Raw genomic sequence first — 18,811 nt, 5'->3', positions numbered from 1 at the left:
TTCCGAAACCGGGACGGAATGAGCTGTCCCAGCTTCTCGCTTACCTTTAGAAACTTAGGCCAAGCGGGCGGTCGCAGTCGTACTTGTCTCGTTCCCTTTCCACGTCTGCCGTCGTGAGATGTCTCGCCCTCAGTTCGTCAGGCGCGAGGTGCTGCCAGATTTCCACGTCAACGCAGTGGCGATTCGTAATACCGAACACACGCTGCGTCTTGCGCATGGCAGCTCCGAGTCCCTGATTCAGTGGATCGGTCAATTGGATACCAGGGACGATACGTCGGTCGGAGCCGGGTATCCCATGGATTGCGCCGGAACGCCGAGTGTTGCGCAATCGCTCACGCAACCCACCGTCGCCTGTCGGCACGGAATTGTTTCGGTACGGCCCGATGGTGGCCGAACTCTCCTTGGATGGGAGGGCAACGAGCGGTATCACCGGCGTTGCCGGCGAAGTCGCCACGTTGGCGTTTGACCGGGAGTCCGGCAAAAGATCGCGTGCGACCTGATGGACTGGTTGCTGTGATTTCGTATCTGGCTTTGACAGCGTTGCAATGGCCGGCGAGGGCGGGGGAATCGGAACGGTCTGTGGTGACTGAATAAGCCTCAATTCAAGTGTCGCCACTTCGTTCCGCGTTATCACCGACCTGTCTCCACTATAGGTCGTCGGTCTCAGCACCGCTAACAACAGGACGAGATGGAGGCCGATGGTTATCACCGTCGCCGCTATCCGTCGTCCCGATATTTCCGTGATCGCTGGATGCATCGCCAGTCGGGTCAAGCGTTATCCTCCCTTTGCTCACCTCGGGTAGGCGTACTTCAGATTCCGATCATCGAAGGTGGCGCCGATGGGGCTCGCCGACCAAGACTGGAACCAGAGTGCAGCTTCTGTTGTAGGCGATGCTTCGAGAAGTTCACGCTGCATCGGGTTTCTCCGATCCCAGTGGCTCTCCGGCGCCGGGCTGGCTGGACTGTTCGGCATCGTACCGCGACCCTGCGGCATACGGCCCCGTGCACCAGGTCCTGGTTACGGTACACCTGACCATGCTCAGACCATTTCCGGATCATCTACACCACCTGCGGTTTGAAGGCAGCGTCGAGGGCTCTGCGGTTGTGTGAAGTCATGTCTTGCAGGGCCGGGCGCATTGACCTTGGGCGGGGCGCCATTGCATTCTCCAAACACACCGCTGCCCAGGGGATACACAGATGAAGTCCGTCCTGCTGCTTTTTGCGACCGCGTTGTTTTTCGTTTTCGGTACGGCTCACGCGAGCGAGTCGACCAAGGCCGACGCGGCCCCGGACTTCCAGCCCAGCGCCTGGAAATCGGCTGGCAGCGTCCGGGTCGGTGGTGCAAACGTCGCCTACGACGCGGTTGTCGGCACGCTGGTGGTGCATCCCAAGGGCTGGAGTGACGCCGCCGCCCCGGACGACGACAAGAATCCTACGGCCGAAGCGACGATGTCGTACGTCGCCTATTTCAAGCGCGACGTTGACGTATCTGGACGGCCGCTCACCTTCGTGTTCAACGGTGGGCCCGGCTCCTCGACGGTCTGGCTGCACATGGGCGCGTTTGGTCCGCGCCGTGTGCTCACCAACGACCACGCGCATACGCCGCCCGCCCCCTATACGCTGGTGAACAACGACGAGAGCCTGCTCGATGCCAGCGACCTGGTCTTTGTCGACATGCCGGGCACGGGTTTCGGGCGCATCGGCGGCAAGGATGCCGCCAAGCATTTCTACGGTGTCGATCAGGACATTCACGCCTTCGCGGTGTTCACCCGTGAGTTCCTGAGCAAATACGGCCGCTGGAACTCTCCCAAGTACATCTTCGGCGAGAGCTACGGCACGATGCGCGCGGCGGGGCTGGCGCTGGCATTGCAGAACGAGGACATCGACCTGAATGGGGTCATGTTGCTGTCGGTGATCCTGAACTGGGATTCGCTGCCGGACGATCCCCAGCTCAATCCCTCCAACGACACGCCGTACATCCTCGCGCTGCCGTCCTACGCGGCGACGGCCTGGTATCACCACCGGCTTCCCAACCAGCCGGCGGACCTGCAGCTCTTCCTGAAGGAAGTCGAGCACTTCGCGACGAACGACTATGCGCTTGCGCTGTTGCAGGGCGCCGAGCTTGGTGCGCCCGGACGCGAGGCGATCGCAGCGAAGTTGCACGCCTATACGGGGCTACCCGTTGCCTACCTGTTGAAAACCAACCTGCGCATCGAGTACGGCGCGTTCCAGAAGGAGCTCCTGGGCCAGCAGCAGCTGACCATCGGCACGCTGGACACGCGTTTTGTTGGCCCCACGCTCGATCCCTTGAGCAAGGTTGCCGAATATGACCCGCAAGGTTCGGCCATCGGGCCGGCATACGTTGCCGCGTTCAACGACTATGCGCGCAAGGCGCTCAACTACCAGGGCAAACTGGCGTTCAAGCCGGGCGTCCCGGTTTACAAGAGCTGGGACTATACGCATCAGCCGCCGGGTGCCGATCACCCCCTCATCCAGCTGCCGAACGTGCTGCCCGATCTCGCCGTGGCGATGAAGCAGAACCCCGACATGAAGCTCATGGTCAATGGTGGGTACTTCGATATTTCGACGCCGTACTTCGAAGGCTGGGTGGAAATGCACCATCTCCCGATTCCGCAGAGCCTGCGCAGCAACATCGAGTTCCACTACTACCCGTCCGGCCACATGGTGTACGCGCACCTGCCGTCGCTCAAGGACCTGCATGACAATACGGCTGCGTTCATCCGCGAGACCAGCGGTGGCTGACCTGCAGCCGTACCGCCCGCGGAGTAAAAAATAGAGTCAGGTTCATTTATCAGGGCCCGGCGACGCCTGGCACGCAAGCGTGGGCGGCGTCGCGGCGTGATGGATGGTCTGGCGCCGCTATTGCCACAACCCCGACGTGTCGAGCGTGCAGGCCCGTGCCTCTGAAGTCCCATCCCGTCGCCAACTTCGAGCTCGAGCATCAGCGTCTCGACGCGCTGTTGCGGTTGCATCTGCTGCGCCTTGTCGCGGGCGACTTCGGGCGCGCGCACGAAAGTTTGCTGCTTTGGCGTCAAGCGCTCGACCGGCACATCGCGATCGAGGAGAGCCGGCTCCTGCCGCACGTGCCAGGACATGCGCGATGGGCGGCGGAGGTCTACAAGCTCGAGCACGAACGTATCATCCTGCTCGCTGATGCCTATGCCGCGCGCATGGGTGCCGTGGCCGCAAAGCCCCCAGAAGCCGCAGACCCCACATACGCAGCGGTACTGGGTTTGATCGACGCGATCCATACGTTGCGCCACGTGCTCGAGCACCACCATCAGCGCGAAGAGACGGCGCTCGCCCGCGAACTGCCGGATGCATTGCAACGGGAGGCATGGGTTTCCGAGCCGGAGCCGTGAGCGCACCCTGACGTTGGGAGCGGCTGGCCGCGGGGATCACCGCCTTGATCCACTGGACGCCGGAGCGGGCCTGCGGCATCGTTATTGCGCAGCCCGGCACCCGACCGTGCCTCGCCCCAGGGAGCGACCACCATGCCGCGCTTTCCCTTGTCGCCCGGAACTTACGTGCAGGAAGTCCCTGCTGTTCGGCGTCCCATCGTCGGCGCCCCGACGGGTGTCACTGCCTTCGTCGGCCACGCACGAAGCGGCGCCCCACACCAGGCGCAAACCGTCGACAGCTTTGTCGACTTCGAGCGTCTGTACGGTGGCCTGGCCAGCGACAGCGCGCTCGGCTATGCAGTGCAGCAGTTTTTCATGAACGGTGGACGCCAAGCCGTGGTCGTGCACACGCCTGGTGCCAACGGTGGCTTGCCGGCCACGGCGGACATCATTGGTGACCGGGCGGCGTTCACCGGCATCTACGCGCTGCTGCGGGCCGAGTCATTCAACCTGTTGTGCATCCCCGACGCGGTGCGCGCCGAGGCCGGCGATCCGACGAAGGTAGACGCCAGCGTCGACACCCAGGCGGTCTACGCCGCAGCCATTGCCCAGTGCAGCGAGCGGCGAGCGTTCCTTCTGGTCGATCCTCCAGCCGACGTCACGACGGTGGCTGCCGCGGCCGACTGGAAGGCCAATCGGCTCGGCATCACCGCCCCCGATGGGGCGGCATTCTTTCCCCGCCTGCTCGTGCCCGATTCGTTGGACAAGGGTCGCGTGCGTGCTTTTCCGCCTTGCGGCGCGGTTGCTGGTATCTACGCTACGGCGGGTGTGGCAGCCGGGGTCTGGAAGACGCCAGCGGGTGCCGCCGCCGTGCTCAAAGGCGTGAACGGTCTGAGCTGTCCGCTCGACGAGCGGGCGGTCGAGCAACTCAACCCGATGGCGCTCAACTGTTTCCGCACGCTGCCGTCGGTTGGCACGGTGCTGTGGGGCGGCCGCACCCTGGCTGGTGCGGCTGACTCGACCAGTCCATGGCGATATGTAGCGGTGCGACGCACGGCGCTGTACATCGAAGAGAGCATCCGCCGCGGCACGGCATGGGCGGCTTTCGAGGCGAACGCTGAGAGCTTGTGGGCGGCGTTGCGCGTGGACGTGGGTATGTTCCTTTACGGTTTGTTCCTCGAGGGCGCCTTCCGGGGCAGCACACCGCCACAAGCCTTTTTCGTGCGCTGCGATCGCAGCACGACCAGCCGAGGCGACGTCGCGAACGGCGTGGCCAAGCTGCTCGTTGGATTTGCACCGCAGAAGCCTGCCGAATTCGAGTTGCTTCGATTCGCTATATGCACGGCGTAAGAACGGTTGCGGATGGCGTGGATAACCTCGCCCTTGCGCTCGCGACGCTGCAGCGGGGTAATGAAGCAGATGGCGCGATGGCGGCGCACCTTGGTTTTAGCCGGTGCCGAAGGTCTGCATCCGCAATTGGTGGCGCTGGTCGCGTCGGAGCGTGCGACGCCCGGCGCTACATGAGTGCGGCGGTCGGTTTTGCGCATGGGTCCCGATCGCTTGAATCGATGGAATTCGTCACAGAGCCCGGGTTGACAATGCGAGATCGCAGTCGACTGGACGGGGGGCGGCGCTTCGGCTCGGGTCGATGCAATAGCGGTCTTTCAAAAATTCCGCGATCACGGAGCCACGCAGTTGCTCCGGCTCGAACGTGAAGCGATGTGCAAACGCGCTGGCAGGTATTGGATTGTCCCGCGCATCCGCGAGACCTCGTGGCAGCACGTCTGCTGCCAGCCTCTCGAGCAGACGGAGGCGCAAGGGCACCACCGGGTTGTTTCGCACCATGGGGTAGCTTGTTGGTGATGCAAATTGCTCGAAGCCGTAACAGCGTACGTAGAACTGGGCATGCCGCGGATGCACGCCGATGACGATATCGGTCAGATCCGTGTGCAATCCGTAATAGATGGCCCAACGCATCATGCTGAATAACGCCCCGACGCCTCGTGAGGCAGACTGGCGACGATCCGCCAGCATCCCCACCTCAAGCAGGCGGCACCCCAGTCCACGCAATTCATCCAGCTCTCGCGCATATACGCTGTCCAGCGACAGTGCCATGGGATTGTCGCGGAACAAGGTCATCGTATAGCCGACATCGGACCCTTCCGGCCCCCATATCACGCAGGCATGTGGTCCCACCGCACCGGGAACGGCATGAATGCCAAACGGGTTTTCGTCGATCAATCCCATTTGCGTGTAGCGTTCATAGACCAGTTGCCAAGCTGATTCCACCTCTTCAAGGCTGGTTGCGCACGAGCACGATGGTTCGGTGCTGCGCAACTCTGGACGCACGAAACGCGCGGGGAAGTCGATGACCGTGCTGGCCTGCAACCGGTGACCGGGGCGGGCTCGGGATGTGTCGGAGACTTTCATGGTGGCGAGACCTGGTCAGGTTTGGACCGCTGGCAATATGCACGCCCAAGGTTGTTTGGAGACGGCTAGTGCCCGTCACGGACGCTGCCCCTTTGTCTACATCGCGCAACGGCGATGTGAATTCTATGCGACGACCATACAAGGGTTTTGTGCGCCAAGTATGAATATGGAGAACCCGATGCAGGTTCCAGTCACCATCCTGAACCTCGACGGGTTCAAGTCGCGTGTCAGCATTTGGACGTCCGTTCGCGACGCAGCGCACGTTTCAGCCTTGCATGCCATTGCATCGGGCCCGTCTTCTGGATGATTGACAAGCCAGTTTTCTTGGCGGGATGCACCTGACGGGTGTGTTTGGGTCCCGGAAAGTGGGATTCCCGACGCGGTGAATGCCGTTGAGAACAGGTCATCGTGATCGGCTGGGACGTTTGACTGCTTCGGCGCATTCGCGTCAAATCCAGTACTCCCGATACACGAACGGGACGACCGTGGATCAAGGTACGCAAGCAGACATTCTTCGCGCGGGTATCGCTGCACCCTCGGCGGATAATTCGCAGCCGTGGCAGTTTGCGTGGTCTGGTGACGATTTGGACGTCCGGATCGACACGGGCCGTAGCGGCTCCGTGTCCGATACCCGATATGTCCTCAGCGACCTGGCTGCCGGCGCGTGCCTGGAAAATATGCTCGTCCGCGCCCAGTCGCTCGGTTACGCGGCCGATCTGCAGACCTTCCCGCGCCCCGACGACGAGTTGCATGTCGCGCGCATCCGCTGGCGCCGCAATCCCCGGTGTAACCAACCGGAGCCGCTCGCCGCTGCGATTGACCGGCGTCATACCGACCGGCATTTCCCTTGGCGCGGCCCGATCACTGGCGAGGCGCAGGCGCGCCTGAATGCCCAGGCCCAGCTGATTCCCGGGCAACGCTTGTGGTGGCCACAGACACCATTTGAAGGAAGAGCTGCATTGAACGTCATCAGGCAGGCCGAGACGCTACGTTTCAGCAGCCCGACGCTGCACGCGGAACTTTTTTCGAGTATCCGCTTCAGCGCTGGCTGGCATGGTGCCTGCGAGGAAGGCCTGGCCCCGGCCACGCTGGCGGTGGAGCCCCCGATGCGCCCGGTTTTCAGCATGCTGCGTCGTCCCGCGCTCATGGGCCTGTTCAACCGGCTGGGGGCGGCGTCGATACTAGGCTGGCGTTCGGCCTGGCTGCCCATCCGCCTGTCGCCCGGACTCTGCTTGCTTGTCGTTCCATCCACGACGCGACCGGATGTGCTCGCCGCTGGCCGTGCCTTGCAGCGTGTGTGGCTGCAGGCCACCCTCGAAGGGCTGTCGGTCCAGCCATATGCCGCCGCGGGCGTGCTCAGTCTGGGATTCGTACCCATCGAACCTGCGTTTCAGGGGCCGCTCTCGCACCTGCGTGCGGCCTTGGAAGACTTGTGCGCACCGGGCCACGGGCTGGTGTTTTTGCGGCTTGGGCGCGCGCGCTCCGCACCATGTGCGCGCAGCGGACGACGGGCGCCCGCGAGCTTCGGCGCTTTCCAATAGTCATAACAGGCACGATGTTCGTTTGTGTGTGATGGCTTCGGGACCGGCGCGACCTGGTCCTGGAATCATCTACCTGGCCGATAGTTACTCGGCTAGTCACAAGAGGAGCTCGGGTTGGAACCACCTTTGGACGCGCCGTCACCTCACGAGTCGACCGATGTGTGATCTCCGTGGTGTCGGAGTCTTTTACAAACGCGACTCGTAGTCTTTTCGGCGATAAAACCTAGGGAAAACAGTCAACTACTACCGAGCGTCGGGCTTGTGCGGACAGTCACCCGACTGCGGCGGGATGTCGGAATGCCTTACAAACGTGGAGCGAACCCACGCTATGGGACAGCACGAACCACAGTAAAAACAGCATGTTATGGTCATGGCACGTCGGTTGCTTAAGTACACTCGCAACGGCACTCACGACCAGTTGCCTGTTATGGCCGTTTTGATCGGCCTTAAGGAGAAGAGCATGTTGACGAAGAAAAATATGAGAATTGCACTCGCATGCGCACTGGCCCTGGGTGCGTGGAGTGGATCGACGCTTGCCACGCCCATTAGCGTAGGGGGTGTCTACTGGGATTCCAGCAGTCCGTTCGACCTGACCATCCAATCGCTCAACCTACGAGAAACGCCCGTTTCGACTGTCGGCGACGTACTGACGGGCTACGGCCAGATCGGTTCGATCAACGGGATCAACAGCTTTTGTTCCGGTTGCGACCTCACGTTTACGTTCACCTATACGGTGAAGAGCATCAGTGGCCTCCAAGTCGTGTTCGATAGCGGAAACTTCCAGTTTTACACACAGGCTGCGGGTAGCTTTGACTTTGGCAATCCCAGCTCGGTCAGCGGGACGCCATGGGTCACCCTGACTGGCCATACCGCCCCGCGCGCCGGCTTTGCGGACCCCAACGGCCAGCTGTACGCCACCCTCGTTGGCTCCATCAGCAACCCGGCGTTGGGTTCCGGTGGATTCGGGTTTGTGGATGCAACGGGCGGCCCGGCGGCGTTCATCCTCGACTCCAACTCCAATCCCGACGGTAATGGTGGGTTCGCGGATTTCAATCTTTCCTCGTCCTTCTCGTCCTTCCCCGCCAATACCTGCACCACGGTCACTACCAACCTGGATGATATTTGTTCCTATCCGATCCAGGGTAATGGTTCGCTGACCGGCAGAACTGTGGCGGTACCGGAGCCGGGTGCAATCGGTCTGTTGGGCCTTGGCTTGGGCTTCCTGGGTCTGTTCGCCTGGCGTCGCCGCAAAGAGTCTGACGAGCGCGCGTAAAGCACACGTCATAGGTATTCGCATTGATGTATGGCGCCACTTCCTCCAGTGGCGCCATTTTTTGTGTGCGCCAAGGGGGGCGCATTTGCTTGGAGGTGAAATTTCGCTACCCATCTGGCAAGTTAGCCAGAGGCAAGGAGCCGTCGGTATTCCTTACGAGCTGGCAATATGCGTTGATTGAAAGTAGATAATCCCGTAGTGAAATCAATGGTCTGTAAATTGGCTCGAAATGTGCTTGTAACCGTCGTGTGGCTGTTTTGGACTGTTTGCGGTGAACAGGGACAAGTTTCTACCGAGGGCAAAACTCTGATGAGAATTCCAGTTCTGTTGAGCATCGTTCTAGGTGTGCTTACGTTGGCGCCTCCGCAGGTCGCTGCCACCTCGATCACGACCGTTATCGGGCTGGACACCGTTTTCACGGGGTACACCCCGGATGGCAATGCCCCCTGGCTCACTGCCGAGTTCACTTCCTCCGTGGGTTCGAGAACAGGAACGCTGGTCTTGTCCTCGAACACAAGTGGGCCGGACTTTGTCCAGGGCTTGAACAGCAGAATGGCCACCGTTGGTTGGGCTTTTTATCTCAACCAGGCGGTTGCGGGGCTCACCTGCACCGCAGGGAAATGTGCGGACAACAACGCGCTATACAATGCGAGTGGTTTCAATACGGGGCCGGTGCCGGGCACGTTCAACCTCGCCTTTGGCTGGTCGTCAGGCAACCGATTCGTGGGTGGCGATTCAGCGACCTATGATCTGACGTTCTCAAGCCTGCTGACCAGTAATCCATTTGTGGAGAACGGCAGCAGCTGGTCGTCGGTGGCGCACGTCCAGGGCATCGCCGGTACTAACTGCAGCGGTTGGATAGTGTCGGGTGACGGGAGCGGTGCCGCAGGGAGTGGGCCTTGCATCGATCATACTCGCGTGGACGTGCCGGAGCCTGGTGAGTTGGGCGTCTTCGGTCTTGGCCTGCTGTTCGCCGGATTGTTCTTGGGCTTGCGTCGGCGCAACGTCTAAGGGCTTTTGGGTTTCTTGTCAACGGTTGGCGGGTTGACGGGACTCGCAAGCGGGAGGTTGCGCTTCTAAGCCGCGTGGCTAGCCGCAGCATGGATCGAACCTCGCAAACTAGCCCCGCTCGTCGCGGGTTTTTTTGTGTGCGTCCGACAGGGCGCGCCTGCGGGGCAGCGAAAGTCCCGCGATGGTGACATGTACACGTTTGCGACCGGGTGCTACGGTGCTGGCATGGCCAACGCCTGGCATGTCGACGACTGGCGCGACACGCTGAGGGTGGAGTCTCATGATGACGGGAGCACCGGTCGGGACCGAGCCGTTCGACTACGCCACGGCGTTCAGCCGGACGATCGGCTGGATCACCAGGACCGAGCAGGCGAAGCTGCGTTCCAAGCGCGTGGCCATTGCCGGACTTGGCGGTGTGGGCGGCGCCCATCTGTTGACCCTGACCCGACTCGGCATCCAGTCGTTCAACCTCGCGGATCTCGACCGCTTCGGCGTTGAAAATTTCAATCGACAGGCAGGGGCATTCCAGTCGACCATCGGCCGACCCAAAGTTGATGTCGTGTCGCGGATGGCGTTGGATATCAATCCGGATGTCGACATCAACAAATTTCCCGGCGGCGTCACCTTCGACAACATGGCTGAGTTCTTGTCGGGGGTGGATCTGTACGTCGATGGGCTCGACTTTTTCGTACTTGACATCCGCGCCAAGCTGTTCGCCCTGTGTGCTGAACGTGGTATCCCGGCGATTACTGCGGCGCCGTTGGGCATGGGCGCTGCGGTGCTGGCGTTCCTGCCGGGTCAGATGACCTTCGAAGAATATTTCCGGCTGGAAGGCCGCCCGACGAATGAGCAATTGCTGCGTTTCATGATCGGACTGGCGCCAGCCGTGTTGCACCAGGGCTATCTGGTGGACCCGTCCGCGGTGGACCTGGTGCATAAGCGGGGGCCGTCAACGCCCATGGCGTGTGAAATCTGCGCCGGGATGGCCGGTACCCAGGCGTTGAAGATCCTGCTGGGCAGGGGCAAGGTGCCCGCGGCACCGCACGGTCTGCACTTCGACGCCTACCGCAACAAGCTCGTACGTACGTGGCGGCCAGGGGGCAACAACAACCCGCTGCAACGGCTGCTTCTGTCGGTGGCGCGCCGCCGTTTCCTACGCCAGTAAGCGTGCACGAACAGGCGGGCGAACAAGAAAATCCTGTGAATGAAGCGGCCATTGCCCGTCCGATCTGGAAGATGCAAGGACAGCTCGTCGCGGCTGGTTCGTGTGCTGCAACACTGACCTGAGGGCAGCGGCTGGGTCGAGTCCGGCGGCTGGGTCGAGTCCAGAATGTCAAAGTCAGCTGAAGTGCGCCCACAAGGTACTATGCAGGCCTCGGACTGGCGGTGCGTGTGCATAAGGTCGCGCCAGGCCTGTTCCAAGGCTGGTCATTGCGAGGGTAGAAGGTGAATCAACAACCGACAGGCGGCATCCTGGTGACAGGTGGCGCGGGGTACATCGGCAGCCATGTGGTCCTGCAACTCGTCGAGGCGGGGGAGCGTGTGGTGGTTCTCGATGATCTCAGTACGGGCTTTCGCGAGGCCGTCGGCGGCGTCAAATTGATCGTCGGGAATGTAGGCGACCAGTCATTGGTAGCGAAGGTCCTCCGCGATCACGGTATCGACACCGTGATCCACTTCGCCGCACGCACCATCGTGCCTGAGTCCGTAGCCGATCCGTTGCGGTACTATGGCAACAACACGTGCGCCACCCGCAATCTACTGGCGTGTTGCAAGGACGCCGGCGTCAGCCAGTTCGTGTTTTCTTCGAGCGCCGCAGTGTACGGGATCCCGCCAGGTGGGGTGGCCAGCGAGGACACACGGACGGCACCCATCAACCCGTATGGCAGCTCCAAGCTGATGAGCGAATGGATGCTGCGTGATCTCGCCGCGGCTGGCGGGCCACGTTACGTCGCACTGCGTTATTTCAACGTTGCCGGTTGCGATCCAGCTGGGCGCGTAGGCCAATCCACCAAACACGCTACCTTGCTCGTGAAGGTCGCCTGTGAAGCGGCATTGGGCAAGCGTCCAAGGCTGTCGATCTTCGGTACGGATTACGACACGCCTGATGGCACCGGAGTGCGCGACTACATCCATGTGGATGACCTGGCGCGTGCACACCTCGACGCGCTGCGTTATCTGCGCAGAGACGGCGCATCAGTCACGTTGAATTGCGGCTACGGACATGGATATTCGGTACGCGAGGTGCTGGCTGCGGTCGGGCGTGCGCACGGATCACCGGTGCCATGCACGGAAGAGCCGCGGCGTGCGGGTGATCCGCCGTCGCTGGTTGCGGCGTCGGACCGCATCCGGAATACGCTTGGCTGGCAGCCACGCCATGACGACCTGGATTTCATTGCCCAGACCGCACTGGCGTGGGAACGCAAACTGGGAGAATGATCGCCGACTGGTTGGTGGCGATGGATTCAAACGCCGTAGTAGTTGCGGTACCACTTGACGAAGCGTTCGATCCCGACTTCCACCGGTGTTGCGGGCTGGTAGCCGATATCAGCCATCAATTCGGCGACGTCCGCGCTGGTATCGGGTACGTCCCCCGGCTGCAGCGGCAGCAGGTTCTTCTCGGCCTTGCGGCCCAGGCACGCTTCCAGCACCTCGATGTAATGGGAGAGCTGGACGGGGTGGCTGTTCCCAATGTTGTAGACGCGGTACGGCGCCGATGAAGATGCTGGGTTTGGACGCGTGGCATCGTAATGGGGGTCGGGCGTCGCCACGTGGTCAAGCGCACGGATCACACCCTCGACGATGTCGTCGATATAGGTAAAGTCGCGGGTGTGGTGGCCATGGTTGAACACGTCGATCGGTTCGCCGGCCAGGATTTTGCGGGTGAACAGAAACAGCGCCATATCCGGCCGTCCCCACGGCCCGTACACGGTGAAAAAGCGCAGGCCGGTGGTCGGCAAGCCGTACAGATGGCTATAGGTATGCGCCATCAGTTCGTTTGCTTTTTTGGTGGCCGCGTACAGGCTGACGGGGTGGTCGACCGCGTCCTGCACCGAGAACGGCAACTTGCGGTTGGCGCCGTACACCGAGCTGGACGATGCGTATACCAGGTGTTCGACCGTGCCGTGTCGGCAGGCTTCCAGAATATTGATGAAGCCGACCAGGTTGGATTCGACGTAGGCATACGGATTTTCAATGGAATAGCGCACCCCTGCCTGCGCGGCGAGATTGACCACGCGTGCGGGCTGAAATTCGGCGAAGGCGCGCCCGAGGGCAGGCCGATCCTCGATCCCCAGTTTGACGAAGCTGAAGCCCGGGTGCTGGGTGAGGCGGTCCAACCGTGCCTGCTTGAGCGTGACGTCGTAGTAAGCGTCGAGATCGTCGATGCCCAGCACTTCGTCGCCGCGCGCGAGCAACCGCATGCTGAGCGCAGAGCCAATGAAGCCGGCGGCGCCGGTGACCAAAATACGCATGATTTTTACCTTGCCGGATCAGTGCAACGCTGAACAGCGTCGCTTTTGCTCGTCATTCCCGCGAAGGCGGGAATCCAGTGCCTTCGCTTTCCATGGCTTGAAAGTACTGGGTGACCAGCATTCGCTGTTGAAAAGCGCATCCCACCTTCGCAGGGATAACGACAGTTATTCAGACCTTGCCCAGAGTAAATCCCCGGCTTTGCCGGGGGTTTACTCATAACCTGTCGTCGACCGCGCTCCGCGGCAGTACGTCCTTCACGTCGAACAACACGCAATTAGGCTTGCCGAGCGCGCGCAGGGCCACGGCGCCCATGTCGGTGAACTGCCGATGCGCCACTGCCAACACGATTGCGTCATACGTTCCGGGGCGCAGCTTGGGCTCCAGTTCGATGCCATATTCATGCATCGCGGCAGCGGGATCAACCCAGGGATCGTATACGTCGAGGTCGGCGTGGCAGGCCTCGAGCTCCTCGAGGATGTCGATGACGCGAGTATTGCGCAGGTCCGGGCAGTTCTCCTTGAAGGTCAGTCCCAGCACCAGCACCTTGGCGTCAGCGACGGGAATGCGCTTTTGCAACATCTGCTTGATCACGCGGTCGGCCACGTGCCGGCCCATGCAGTCGTTGGTGCGGCGCCCGGCTAAAATCACTTCCGGGTGGTATCCGATTTCCTGCGCCTTGTGGGTCAGGTAATACGGGTCGACGCCAATGCAGTGACCACCAACCAAGCCTGGTCGAAACGGCAGGAAGTTCCATTTGGTGCCGGCGGCTTCCAGCACGTCCAACGTATCAATGCCCATGCGGTGGAAGATCATCGCGAGTTCGTTGATCAACGCGATGTTGAGGTCGCGCTGCGTATTCTCGATGACCTTTGCCGCCTCGGCTACCTTGATGCTGGACGCCTTGTGCGTGCCGGCGCTGACCACCTTCCGGTACAACGCATCGACGAAGTCGGCGACTTCCGGCGTCGACCCCGAAGTGACCTTCTTGATGGTGTCGAGGCGGTGTTCCTTGTCGCCCGGATTGATCCGCTCGGGACTGTAGCCGGCGTAGAAGTCTTCGTTGAATTTCAGGCCGGATTCACGCTCGATGATCGGCACGCAGACCTCTTCGGTCGCGCCCGGATACACGGTTGACTCGAAGATCACCACTCCGCCGCGGGCGATGGCCTTGCCGACGGTTCGACTGGCTGCCTCCAGCGGCCTGAGATCGGGCCGCTTGGCGCGATCAATGGGAGTCGGCACGGTGACAATGAAGACATTGCAGCCACGCAGATCCCCGGCGTCGTCGCTGAAGTGGAGTCGCTCGCTCGCGCCCAACTCGTCCGGCGTGACCTCCAGCGTATGGTCCTGGTGTTGCCGCAGTTCGGTAACGCGTGCCGCGTTGACGTCGAAACCCAACGTTGAAAGTTTGCGTCCAAACCCGACCGCGAGGGGCAGGCCGACGTAGCCCAGACCGATCACGGCAATGTGAATGTCCTCCGCGCGTGGCAGTACAGCGGTAACCATGGGCAATTCCTTGGAGCTGAGGGTGATCGTGCTAGTCATACCCACGCGAAGCAGGTTATGCCGGCCTGCGGCGTGAGAAGTTCGATGCTAACGATGCGGGACCAGTCGGTACGGAACCAGTCAATTTTGCTACGGACCGGCGTTCGAGCGACAAGCCACGTGGCAAGGGTACTCCCGAGATCGGTACAAGCACGCCGGCCAAACCGGCGTACAGCCAATAGTCGTGACAATACTGGCAATCGCGATTCCCGGCACAGCCAAAGCCTTGATGTCAATCATTTCACGTGCCGGTGCTGGTGGATCACGAAAGCTTTACTAGGAGGCCATGGCTGTCGTGTCGTCACGACTGCTTGGAGCGAGGGGGGAAGCAAGAGTCCAACTACTCAACTGTCACCGATTTGGCCAGGTTGCGCGGCTGGTCGACATCGGTCCCGCGCTGTACCGCGACGTGATAGGCAAGCAGTTGTAGTAGGACCGTCAACACAGCCGGTGCGATGAAGTGGCCCCCGGTGTCCACATTCACCAGTTGTCCGCGGGCGCCGTTCAATGACACGTCGGCTCCGACGTCGGCAAACACGTACAACTGACCGCCGCGTGCGCGTACTTCTTCCAGATTCGACTTGAGCTTCTCGAGCAACTGATTATTGGGTGCGATCGCAATGACCGGCATATCCTCGTCCACCAACGCGAGCGGACCATGCTTGAGCTCACCGGCGGGATACGCCTCGGCGTGGATGTAGGAAATTTCCTTGAGCTTGAGCGCACCTTCCATGGCGACCGGATACTGTGCGCCGCGACCGAGAAACAACGCATGACGTTTGTCCACGAAGGACTCCGCGAGCTTTGCGATCTCGGGCCCAAGTTGCAAGGCGTCATTGAGCTTGCGCGGCAGGCTGTCAAGCTCGGCGACGAGCTTGGTCAGTCGGTCGGCCGCGATACCCCGCATACGCGCTAGCTCCAGCACCAGCAGAGCCAGCGCGGCGAGCTGGGTGGTGAAGGCCTTGGTCGAGGCCACGCCTATCTCGGGGCCGGCGCGGGTCATCAGGGTTAGGTCGGACTCGCGCACCAGGCTCGATTCCGGGACGTTGCAGATCGCGAACGACCCTAGGTACCCACGGGCGCGTCCATCGCGCAGCGCAGCGAGCGTGTCGGCGGTTTCACCAGACTGGGAAATTGCGAGGAACAGCGTGCCTGGCGCAACGGCCACGTGTCGGTAGCGGTACTCGCTTGCCACTTCGACAGTGCATGGAATCCCTACGATGCCTTCCACCCAGTAGCGCATCACCACGCCGGCGTGGAAGCTGGTACCGCATGCGACGATATGGATGCAGCGTACCCGCTGCAACAGTTTGTCGGTATTCGCACCGAAGATATTGGGCAGGACGCGCCCATCGGCGATGCGGCCTTCCAGGGTGTTGGCGACGGCCGTCGGCTGCTCACAGATTTCCTTCAGCATGTAGTGGCGAAAGTCACCGCGGTCCACCGCGTCGAGCGACAAATTGCTCTCGCGCACCTGGCGCGTCACAATCTGCCCCTCAGCATCATGAATGACCAGCGTGTCGCCGGTGATGTCGGCGACGTCGCCTTCGTCCAGGTACACGATGCGGTTTGTCACTTGAATCAATGCGTGCACATCCGAACCCATGAAGTGTTCGCCGATGCCGATGCCGATGCAGAGCGGGCTGCCGCGCCGGGTACCGACCACGTGGCCAGGCGCGCTGGTGTGGATAGCCACGATCGCAAACGCGCCGCGCAGGCGGTGCGTGGCCTCCGCGACCGCCTCCTCCAGATTTTTCCCGCCTGCCGTCAGCTTGTGTATCAGATGAGCAATGACCTCGGTATCGGTTTCAGACGTAAACACATAGCCCGCGGCCTGCAATTCGTCACGTAGTTCGGCGTGATTCTCGATGATCCCGTTATGCACCACGGCGACTGCGCCGCGCGAGATATGTGGGTGGGCATTCGACTCGTTGGGGGCGCCGTGGGTAGCCCAACGGGTGTGGGCAATACCGGTGCGACCCCGTACAGGTGAGGCCTGACACAGAGCGTCGAGGCTGGCGACCTTGCCTGGGGTGCGTAGCCGGGTCAGGCGGCCTTGGTGTAGTACCGCCAGACCGGCCGAGTCGTAGCCCCGGTATTCGAGGGCGTACAACCCGGCCAGCAGGATCGGGACGACGTCGCGTTGGGTGCAGGCGGCGACGATTCCACACACGGGTATTGGACCTCCTGAACGCCAAGTTCACAACGATACCGGTATTGGTAAACCTAGCACTGTCCAGCTAGTCGGGGAACAGAACCAATATGGGTGGCGAGGACGCCGGTAGAACTCTATCGTGCCCGCTGCCGGAGGACACGTTTCAATGGACATTCGGGACCCGAACCGCGCCGGCTTTTCCGGAGATTCCAAAGCTTTGGAAGGATTGGAGCATGCACGCAGAGAAGCCGTACTCGCCTGATGTACGAGGGAGGGCGCTGCAGAGGGTGCCGGATCACTAGGCTGGAGCCGCGAAATGCTGGAGCCGGCCAGGCTGACCTGGAACGACTGGCTCAACCATCGGTGCCTGCTGGAGCCGGCCGGGACTGCCCCGCCCGCGAAAGTTGACGCCAACCAACCACGTCAAGGGGTTCCTTGGTGCGGGTCACCCGACAGATCTAGGCATGTTTTGTGCTTACACGTATTGAGCTTAGAGCTATGGGTAAAACGTGCGCTACGCCGCAGTATGGTATAAAAACGACTCCTCGGCACGCTGACTGACAAGCGGCTCAGTTCACACAACAATAAACAACAAAGGAGCAGCGATATGTATCGGTTGTTCCGACAGAGAGCATTACATTGGCAGTTGTTGCTGGCATCGGTTGAGTTCGTGCTGTTGTTGGGCAGCGTGTATGCTGCCGTAGCGCTGCGCTACTGGGGTCACCACGACGCCCAGGCCGCTTTCGGCGATGCGCTGGACTGGCGCGCACCGCAGATTGCGGTAGTACTGGTGTTGGCGATGGCCGCGCTTGGGTTGTACCAGGTCCACCTGCGCGCTGGTTTGCTGGGACGCCTCAGTCGTCAAGCCATCGCTTTTGTTTTGGGTGGCGTGGCGTTGACCGTATGGTATTACGTGGTCCCCGCTGCGTTCGTGGGCCGCGGAGTGGTGGGCATTTCGCTCGCATTGGGCTATGTCGCCGTAGCTTTGTGGCGGGCGCTGTTTCTGAGCTTCGTGGATGCCGACTTGTTCAAGCGCCGCGTGGTGATATTGGGGGCAGGCGAGCACGCGGCTGACATGGCCCGCAAGATGCGGCGCAAGAGTGATCAACGCGGTTTCAAGATTCTGGGCTACGTTCCGGTTGGCTCCGAGCCAGTCAGGATGCCGCCGGCGTCATTGCTGAGTCCGGATCAGCCGCTTTACACGTGGGCGACCCGGCTTGGCGTGGACGAGATCGTGGTGAGTGCGGACGACCGTCGCGGCACCTTGCCGGTGGCGGCGTTGTTGGACTGCAAGCAGCGCGGACTCGCGGTAACCGAATTGGCCGAGTTCGTGGAGCGCGTGGCCGGCACGATCAAGATGGACCTCACCAACCCCTCGTGGCTACTGTTTTCCGATGGCTTCAACAATTCGCCGATACGCCTTGCGATCAAGCGTGGCTTCGACGTCGTCGTGGCATTGCTGATATTGGTGCTGGCATCGCCCTTCATGTGCCTGACCGCGCTGGCAATCCGCCTGGAATCGGGGCGCGGCGCGCCCGTACTGTATCGGCAGGAACGCGTCGGCGCCTACGGCAAGCCGTTCGCGTTGATCAAGTACCGCAGCATGTGTACCGATGCCGAATGCGATGGCGTAGCGCGCTGGGCTACCAAGGATGACGATCGCGTGACCTGCGTCGGGCGCTTCATCCGCAAGGTCCGGCTGGATGAGTTGCCGCAGTTGTGGAATGTGCTGCGCGGCGACATGAGCATCATTGGTCCGCGCCCCGAACGGCCGCAGTTCGTGAGTGATTTCAACACGCGTATCCGGTACTACTCGCTGCGGCATTGCGTGAAGCCCGGATTGACCGGTTGGGCGCAATTACGCTACCCGTACGGTTCGTCCGTGGAAGATGCCCAGGAGAAGCTGAAGTTCGACCTGTTTTACGTGAAAAACCATAACCTGGTGTTCGATATGGCCATTCTGCTCCAGACAGTCGAAGTCGTGCTGTTCGGACGTGGCGCGCGTTGACACCCAAGGAGT

General features: G+C 61.5%; 13 protein-coding genes. 9 read left to right on the top strand and 4 right to left on the bottom strand.

Translation table 11 applies throughout. The features are described from left to right. The first annotated feature begins 1,197 nt into the window (after positions 1 to 1,197). From AC3WJB_RS13185 to AC3WJB_RS13175, 3 genes are all read left to right on the top strand, one after another. The gene (locus tag AC3WJB_RS13185) at positions 1,198 to 2,763 is read left to right on the top strand and encodes a S10 family peptidase (protein ID WP_492682258.1); all 1,566 of its coding nucleotides are present in this window, start codon (positions 1,198 to 1,200) and stop codon (positions 2,761 to 2,763) included. A gap of 155 nt (positions 2,764 to 2,918) precedes the next feature. Beyond that, positions 2,919 to 3,383 carry a hypothetical protein gene (locus AC3WJB_RS13180; protein WP_492682256.1) on the top strand — a complete coding sequence of 155 codons (465 nt, stop codon included), beginning with the start codon at positions 2,919 to 2,921 and terminating at the stop codon, positions 3,381 to 3,383. A 132-nt stretch (positions 3,384 to 3,515) separates the two neighbouring features. Further along, positions 3,516 to 4,712 (top strand): phage tail sheath family protein, encoded by a 1,197-nt coding sequence (locus AC3WJB_RS13175; protein ID WP_492682254.1) that lies wholly within the window; start codon positions 3,516 to 3,518, stop codon positions 4,710 to 4,712. Positions 4,713 to 4,940: 228 nt separating this feature from the next. Here the strand turns inward: AC3WJB_RS13175 and AC3WJB_RS13170 are convergent, their stop codons facing one another. Next, positions 4,941 to 5,792, bottom strand: coding sequence for an N-acyl amino acid synthase FeeM domain-containing protein (locus tag AC3WJB_RS13170; RefSeq protein ID WP_492682252.1), 852 nt, complete (start codon positions 5,790 to 5,792; stop codon positions 4,941 to 4,943). A 485-nt stretch (positions 5,793 to 6,277) separates the two neighbouring features. Between AC3WJB_RS13170 and AC3WJB_RS13165 the strand changes: the two genes are divergently transcribed. From AC3WJB_RS13165 to galE, 5 genes are all read left to right on the top strand, one after another. Continuing rightward, the gene (locus AC3WJB_RS13165; protein ID WP_492682250.1) at positions 6,278 to 7,333 is read left to right on the top strand and encodes a nitroreductase family protein; all 1,056 of its coding nucleotides are present in this window, start codon (positions 6,278 to 6,280) and stop codon (positions 7,331 to 7,333) included. A gap of 460 nt (positions 7,334 to 7,793) precedes the next feature. Continuing rightward, complete coding sequence (locus AC3WJB_RS13160) at positions 7,794 to 8,606, top strand: PEP-CTERM sorting domain-containing protein (RefSeq protein WP_492682248.1); 813 nt, start codon at positions 7,794 to 7,796, stop codon at positions 8,604 to 8,606. A 177-nt stretch (positions 8,607 to 8,783) separates the two neighbouring features. Next, positions 8,784 to 9,617 carry a PEP-CTERM sorting domain-containing protein gene (locus tag AC3WJB_RS13155; protein WP_492682246.1) on the top strand — a complete coding sequence of 278 codons (834 nt, stop codon included), beginning with the start codon at positions 8,784 to 8,786 and terminating at the stop codon, positions 9,615 to 9,617. 280 nt (positions 9,618 to 9,897) lie between these two features. Beyond that, positions 9,898 to 10,782, top strand: coding sequence for a ThiF family adenylyltransferase (locus AC3WJB_RS13150; protein WP_492682244.1), 885 nt, complete (start codon positions 9,898 to 9,900; stop codon positions 10,780 to 10,782). 281 nt (positions 10,783 to 11,063) lie between these two features. Continuing rightward, positions 11,064 to 12,056: a UDP-glucose 4-epimerase GalE gene (gene galE, locus AC3WJB_RS13145; RefSeq protein WP_492682242.1), complete on the top strand. Its 993-nt coding sequence runs from the start codon at positions 11,064 to 11,066 to the stop codon at positions 12,054 to 12,056. 26 nt (positions 12,057 to 12,082) lie between these two features. Here galE and AC3WJB_RS13140 read toward each other — a convergent pair whose 3' ends face one another. From AC3WJB_RS13140 to glmS, 3 genes are all read right to left on the bottom strand, one after another. Next, positions 12,083 to 13,090 (bottom strand): NAD-dependent epimerase, encoded by a 1,008-nt coding sequence (locus tag AC3WJB_RS13140; protein WP_492682240.1) that lies wholly within the window; start codon positions 13,088 to 13,090, stop codon positions 12,083 to 12,085. 214 nt (positions 13,091 to 13,304) lie between these two features. After that, positions 13,305 to 14,597 (bottom strand): nucleotide sugar dehydrogenase, encoded by a 1,293-nt coding sequence (locus tag AC3WJB_RS13135; RefSeq protein WP_492682238.1) that lies wholly within the window; start codon positions 14,595 to 14,597, stop codon positions 13,305 to 13,307. Positions 14,598 to 14,976: 379 nt separating this feature from the next. Continuing rightward, the gene (glmS, locus tag AC3WJB_RS13130) at positions 14,977 to 16,809 is read right to left on the bottom strand and encodes a glutamine--fructose-6-phosphate transaminase (isomerizing) (protein WP_492682236.1); all 1,833 of its coding nucleotides are present in this window, start codon (positions 16,807 to 16,809) and stop codon (positions 14,977 to 14,979) included. A 589-nt stretch (positions 16,810 to 17,398) separates the two neighbouring features. On the opposite strand from glmS, the gene AC3WJB_RS13125 reads away from it, so the two are divergent. Continuing rightward, a complete protein-coding gene (locus AC3WJB_RS13125) occupies positions 17,399 to 18,799 on the top strand; it encodes a TIGR03013 family XrtA/PEP-CTERM system glycosyltransferase (protein ID WP_492682234.1) in 1,401 nt (466 codons plus the stop codon). Positions 18,800 to 18,811 lie beyond the last annotated feature (12 nt).

Source organism: Rhodanobacter sp. FW510-R10, assembly GCF_058781105.1.
This window is presented reverse-complemented; position numbering and strand designations above follow the sequence as displayed.

What these genes read in the sequence shown, in the direction of transcription:
- AC3WJB_RS13125 (WP_492682234.1), top strand. Translation starts at nt 17,399, where the DNA reads ATGTATCGGTTGTTCCGACAGAGAGCATTACATTGGCAGTTGTTGCTG.
- AC3WJB_RS13160 (WP_492682248.1), top strand. Translation starts at nt 7,794, where the DNA reads ATGTTGACGAAGAAAAATATGAGAATTGCACTCGCATGCGCACTGGCC.
- AC3WJB_RS13185 (WP_492682258.1), top strand. Translation starts at nt 1,198, where the DNA reads ATGAAGTCCGTCCTGCTGCTTTTTGCGACCGCGTTGTTTTTCGTTTTC.
- AC3WJB_RS13140 (WP_492682240.1), bottom strand. Translation starts at nt 13,090, where the DNA reads ATGCGTATTTTGGTCACCGGCGCCGCCGGCTTCATTGGCTCTGCGCTC.
- AC3WJB_RS13135 (WP_492682238.1), bottom strand. Translation starts at nt 14,597, where the DNA reads ATGGTTACCGCTGTACTGCCACGCGCGGAGGACATTCACATTGCCGTG.
- AC3WJB_RS13170 (WP_492682252.1), bottom strand. Translation starts at nt 5,792, where the DNA reads ATGAAAGTCTCCGACACATCCCGAGCCCGCCCCGGTCACCGGTTGCAG.
- AC3WJB_RS13150 (WP_492682244.1), top strand. Translation starts at nt 9,898, where the DNA reads ATGATGACGGGAGCACCGGTCGGGACCGAGCCGTTCGACTACGCCACG.
- AC3WJB_RS13175 (WP_492682254.1), top strand. Translation starts at nt 3,516, where the DNA reads ATGCCGCGCTTTCCCTTGTCGCCCGGAACTTACGTGCAGGAAGTCCCT.